Annotated in this window: 5 protein-coding genes and 1 pseudogene; all 6 read right to left on the bottom strand. The window is 74.7% G+C overall.

Annotated features, from left to right (window positions below; all coding sequences use genetic code 11):
- Window positions 1-101 precede the first annotated feature (101 nt).
- Window positions 102-1,439: a hypothetical protein gene (locus tag ACFV1L_RS21815; protein WP_380368121.1), complete on the bottom strand. Its 1,338-nt coding sequence runs from the start codon at window positions 1,437-1,439 to the stop codon at window positions 102-104.
- 108 nt (window positions 1,440-1,547) lie between these two features.
- The gene (locus tag ACFV1L_RS21810; RefSeq protein ID WP_380368119.1) at window positions 1,548-2,138 is read right to left on the bottom strand and encodes a DUF6248 family natural product biosynthesis protein; all 591 of its coding nucleotides are present in this window, start codon (window positions 2,136-2,138) and stop codon (window positions 1,548-1,550) included.
- A gap of 84 nt (window positions 2,139-2,222) precedes the next feature.
- Complete coding sequence (locus ACFV1L_RS21805) at window positions 2,223-2,957, bottom strand: hypothetical protein (protein ID WP_380368117.1); 735 nt, start codon at window positions 2,955-2,957, stop codon at window positions 2,223-2,225.
- Window positions 2,958-3,103: 146 nt separating this feature from the next.
- The gene (locus ACFV1L_RS21800) at window positions 3,104-3,838 is read right to left on the bottom strand and encodes a DNA methylase (RefSeq protein WP_380368115.1); all 735 of its coding nucleotides are present in this window, start codon (window positions 3,836-3,838) and stop codon (window positions 3,104-3,106) included.
- 103 nt (window positions 3,839-3,941) lie between these two features.
- The gene (locus ACFV1L_RS21795; RefSeq protein WP_380368113.1) at window positions 3,942-4,394 is read right to left on the bottom strand and encodes a hypothetical protein; all 453 of its coding nucleotides are present in this window, start codon (window positions 4,392-4,394) and stop codon (window positions 3,942-3,944) included.
- A gap of 94 nt (window positions 4,395-4,488) precedes the next feature.
- Window positions 4,489-4,805 (bottom strand): annotated as a pseudogene (locus tag ACFV1L_RS21790) (hypothetical protein); the annotation flags it as partial.

The raw sequence follows: 4,805 nt of genomic DNA, 5'->3' as shown, positions 1-4,805 counted from the left end.
TTTCCCTCTGGTGGGTGGTTGGTGGTTGTGTTTTCGTGGGGGTTTTTGGGGGTCTCCCCGCCGGGGGGGCCGGCCCCCAGGGGGCGCCGGGGCCCGGCTTGTCAGGCAGTGATTTCCGGCTGCACCCGGCCCGCCTGCTCGGCGCGGCGCTCGGCGCGGTGGTCGCGGTAGCTGATGCAGTGGCGGCAGGTGGGGGCGGCGGCCTGGGTGGTGCGGTAGCGGGTGAGGCGGTTGTTCTGGTCCATGGTGCGGCACATCGGGTGCACGAGTCCGTGGTCGAGGCTGCGGTCGTAGGTGTGGATTTCGCCGCCGCCGAGGGCGATGCAGTGGCCGAACTCGGACTCGTCGGGCACGGGCTGCGAGGCGAGGTACTCGGTCCAGTCCTCTTGCATGGCAGCCTGGAACGCGCGGGCGTGGGCGCGGCCGGTGCCGCAGATTTCGGCGGCGCGGGCCAGGACGCGGGCGCGGCGGCGCACGGGCAGGGAGCGGAAGCTCATGGCCTGCAACCAGTGCTTCGGGGCGGCGAGGCCGAGGGGACCGGCGGGGAGGTTGGCCTCGGCGATGGCGTCGGCGGCCTCGTCGAGGGTGGCGAGGAACAGGTTCTTCGGGAGCTTGCCGGACCAGGCGGCGAGCGGGGGGCGGGAGAGGCGGGCGTGCGTCTCGTCGAAGACGACGCCGACGTGTTCGCGGCCCATCCACACGTTGTACTGCGACGGGTGGACGGTGTCGGGGACGACGACGAGTTCGCCCGGGCGGGCGGCGAGGACCTCGGCGGGCACCGGCTCCTCTTCGTCCCAGTCGGTCTCTTCCTCGGCGGCCGGGGCACCGGGCGCGGCGGCGGCCGGGGCGGTGTCGGCGAGGCGGGCCTCGAAGCGGGCCAGGAGATCGGCGGCGGTGGCCCGGCGGTGGTCGTAGTCGTCGAGGTCGGCGGCGGACAGGGCGCCAACGGCGGCGTGGGCGGCGACGAGCTCTGCGGGGGTGAGGTCCTCGGGGAGGGCGGTCTCGGCGTACTCGCCCGCCAGCCGCCACCGCTCCGTGTTGGTGAAGACGCGGCCGGTGTCGGCGGTGGTCTCGTCGCAGTTGTCCGCGACGCTGTCGAAGACGCGGGCGGCGTCGTGGCTGGTGTCGCCGAACACCGACAGGCGCAGGGCGGCGAGGCGCTCGGCCTCGGCGGCGGCCTTGGCGGCGGCGTCGGCGACGTCCTGCGGCACCGGCTTGCGCAGCTCGAACCAGGAGTTGGAGTGCACGCGGACGGTGTAGACCTCGGCGGTGTCGTCGGCGATCAGGCGGGCCGAGGGGGTGGCCAGGGCCTCCCAGGCGGCGGCGGCCTCGCACGGGACCATCTCGCTGGTGGCGCTGTCGTAGCGGCGGGCCTCGGTGTACTCGGCGCGGATCGCGGCGATCTTGCGGTGCGCGTTGCGGGCGACGGTGCGGGTCATCTGGGCTGCTCCTCGTGTTGGCCGGTGGCGCAGCGCAGACATTAGCGGAAGTTAGCCAACTTGCGCAATGACTGCGGGGCCGGCAGGTCGGCCGGCCCCGCAGCGCGGTCAGAACAGGGCGCCCTGCGCCTGGTGCACGGGCTCGGCGGCGCGGGCGCGGCGCCGGCCCGCGCCGGCGGAATCGTCCGTCCGGCCGTCCGGCTCGGCTTCCACCGGCCCCCCGGGGTCGATCGGGCCGGTCTTCTCGCAGGGGCACCGGCACCACCACAGGCACGGGGCGCCGTCCGGGCGCAGGATCAGCCGGGCGACGCTGCGCCCGCGGAGGTTGTCGATCGAGTCGAGGTTGTCGTCGGCGTCGGGGCGGCCCTTCTGCCGGTGGATGCACAGGTGGCACTGCCCGTTGAGGCAGTTCCAGCAGGTGCCGCGCTCGCAGAGCGACCAGCGCCGGAAACCGTTCGGGTACTTGGCCTCGATCACCTGGTAGTGACGGGGCCACACGTGCTCGCGCACCCACGCGCCCTCGGCCTCCGACATCGGCGAGGGGTTCGGCACGGGGTCCACGATGCCCATGATCAGCGCGCCGTGCAGGTTCAGCAGGCGCGCGCTGTTGACGCGGTCGATCTCCTCGGGGGTGAGGGTGCGCTGCGGCCGGCGGATGACGGGGCCGGCGGCGGGGTCCTGGTCCTGGTGGTGCTTCACGGTCGGTCCTCTCCGGCGGCCGGGCCGCCGCGGTCGTGGGTCCGGCCGCCGACGGCGGGTGCGTCGGCGGCCGGTGACGGGTGCTCAGGCGGCGGGCCGTTCGAGCGGGAGGGCGAGCCACTGGGCGACGGCGTCGGCGACGGCGTCGGTCTGCTGCGCGGGGTACGTCGTGCGGGCGGGCTCGGAGCCGGTGCGGTCGTCGACCACCAGGTGCCAGCGGTCGCCGGGGCGCGGCGCGCGGGTGACGGCGATCTCGTCGTCCCCCTCGCCGCGGAGGTAGAGGACGGCGTGCGGCTCGGCGGCCGTGTCGGGGGCGGACGGGTTGCCCTGGTCGTGCCCGACGACCAGCCACAGGCCCGGTTCGCCGCTCATGTACGCCTCGAAGTCCGCGTGGGCGGTGATGCCGCGCGCCGCGAGGGCGCGGACCATGGCGGCCTCCGCCGTCTCCTGGTCGGTGCCCGCGAACTCGGCGGCGGCCGGGGCGGCGGCCCAGGCGGCGGCGGCCTCGGCGACGGCGGCGAGCTGCTCGGCCGGGCGCGTGATCAGGTTCCGTTCGCCCTCGGGGCTTCCGCAGGCGATCACGCGCCAGCGGTCGCCGGGGCGCGGCGCGCGGGTGACGGTGATCTCGTCGCCGTCCTCGGCGAGGAACAGCACGAGGTAGGGCTCCGGGTCGTGCGGGTGGCGGACGACGAGCCAGGTGTTCCGCTCCCCGCCGATCATGCTCTCGTCGTCGTACTCGGCGGTGAGGCCGTGGGCGGCCAGGGCGGCGCGGAGGGCGGCCTCGGCGGTGAGGGTGCAGGGCGGGGCGGCGTCGGTCATCTCGGGTGGTCCTCCGGTCGGCGGGGCGGGCGGGTGTCGCGGGCGCGGCGGGGCCGCCGCGGTGGTCGCGGTCGTGGCTGCTGTCGGATCGGGTCCGGCTGCCCGCAGCGGGCCCGGCGGGTGCCGGGCCTGCTGCGAACGGTCGGTTACGCCCTCAGCGCGGCCGTGCTGATGAGCCGTCCGTCCGCGTCCTGGGTGAGGTAGGGGGCGATGATCGCGGGGATCGGTTCGGGGCGCGGGGTGGCCCAGGTCTTGAGGAACTGCTCGCCGATGTACTGGGTGTACGCCGGGGGGATGGCCTCGGTGAGCTCCTCGTGCACGTCGGTCCAGGTGATGTCCATCGCGGCCTGCATCTCGGCGACGGAGCCCTTTCCGCCGCCCTTGCCGTAGGCGGCGATGTAGGGGCCGTCCTGCCACACGCCGTGACGCCAGCCGCGCACCTTGCCCCGGTGCTTGGGGTGCGGCATCTGCACCGGCTCGTCGCCGAACCACTCGATCTCGAAGTGCCGGTGCCGCAGGACGCCGAGCCCGAAGGACTCGCCGCACAGCGTCAGGTCCTTCACCCACGGCACGCCGTACCACTTGCACAGCTCCCGCATGGCGGGGATGAGGTCGACGTACTCCCGCCCGGCGTTGGTGCCCTTGGTCAGGGCGGTGTGCGCCTGGCAGGGCGGGGAGGCGTGGACCAGGTGGAACTCCTGGCACAGCTCGCGCATCACGTCGAGCGCGTCGCCCTGGATGAACTCGAAGGGGTAGCGGGGGCGGGGGCGGATGTCCACGCCGACGACGTCGAACCCGGCGCGGTGGTAGCCCATGCCCGCGCCTCCGGCGCAGCAGAACAGGTCGAGGACTCGGGGGCGGCGGCGGGCGGCGGTCTGCATCGTGGCGGTTCCTCTCGGTCGGTGGCGGTACGAGAGGGACATTAGCGGAAGTTAGCTAACTTTCGCAAACACTCCTGCTCGCACCGCCCGACCAGCGGTCCCGTCAGCAGTACGTCGCGCCCTTGTACCGCCCTGCGATCTCGCGCGCGGCCTGCTCGACCACCTCCGGCATGTGGCGCAGCATGGTGTGTCCGGCGGGGAGGGTGCACCGGTCCTCGCCGTTGGGTCGGACGCTGACGGCCCATCGCGTCGCGGTACCGGTGGCGTCGTTGACGACGGTGTCGATCCGGTCGACGGACCAGGGCACACCGAGGGGCGAGGTGGACTCGATCACCATGCCGACGGTCACCGCGGCGCAGTCGATGCCGGTCCGCTCGGCGACGAGCTGCTCGAACGCCTTCTGTGCGGCGCGCCCGGCGCGGCTGAGCTTGCGGCCGGTGCCCTTGCAGGTGAAGCAGCGGCCGGCGCGGACGTGGCTGTACTGGCGGAACGACTTCTCGCCGGCGCAGCGGGTGCACGTCTCGGTGGCGAAGGTGAGGCGGTCGGTCGTCGGCATGGTCTCTCCCGTGGTCTGGCCGGCGGTACGACGAGAACTCTAGCGTAAGTTAGCTAACTTTCACTAGACGGCCGGCCGTTTCGCCGCCGGCCCCTCAGCCGACCGCGCGCAGCCCGGTGACGGTGACGGCCGGCGTCCAGCCCTCGCGCTGCTCGACGGTCAGCTCGTACGCGCCGGCGAGGGCCTGCGCCGCGGCGGCGACCATCACGGCGCGCCGGCCGTGGCGGGCGCGGTAGGCGTCGCCGCCGTCGCGGTCGTGGCCGGCGCTCCACCGGATCACCCACTGGCCCGGGGCGCCGCGGCGCACGTCCAGGCCGGCGCCGGCGTCGGGCGCGCCGTCGCGGGCGGAGGCGAGCGGCAGGCCGGCGCGGCGCAGCGCGGCGCGGAGGCCGGCGGTGGTCGGGCCGGCGG

This window comes from Kitasatospora sp. NPDC059646, from assembly GCF_042734615.1.
Classification (GTDB): domain Bacteria; phylum Actinomycetota; class Actinomycetes; order Streptomycetales; family Streptomycetaceae; genus Kitasatospora.
Note: the sequence above shows the minus strand (reverse complement) of the source record. Positions and strands in the feature narration are given on the sequence as shown.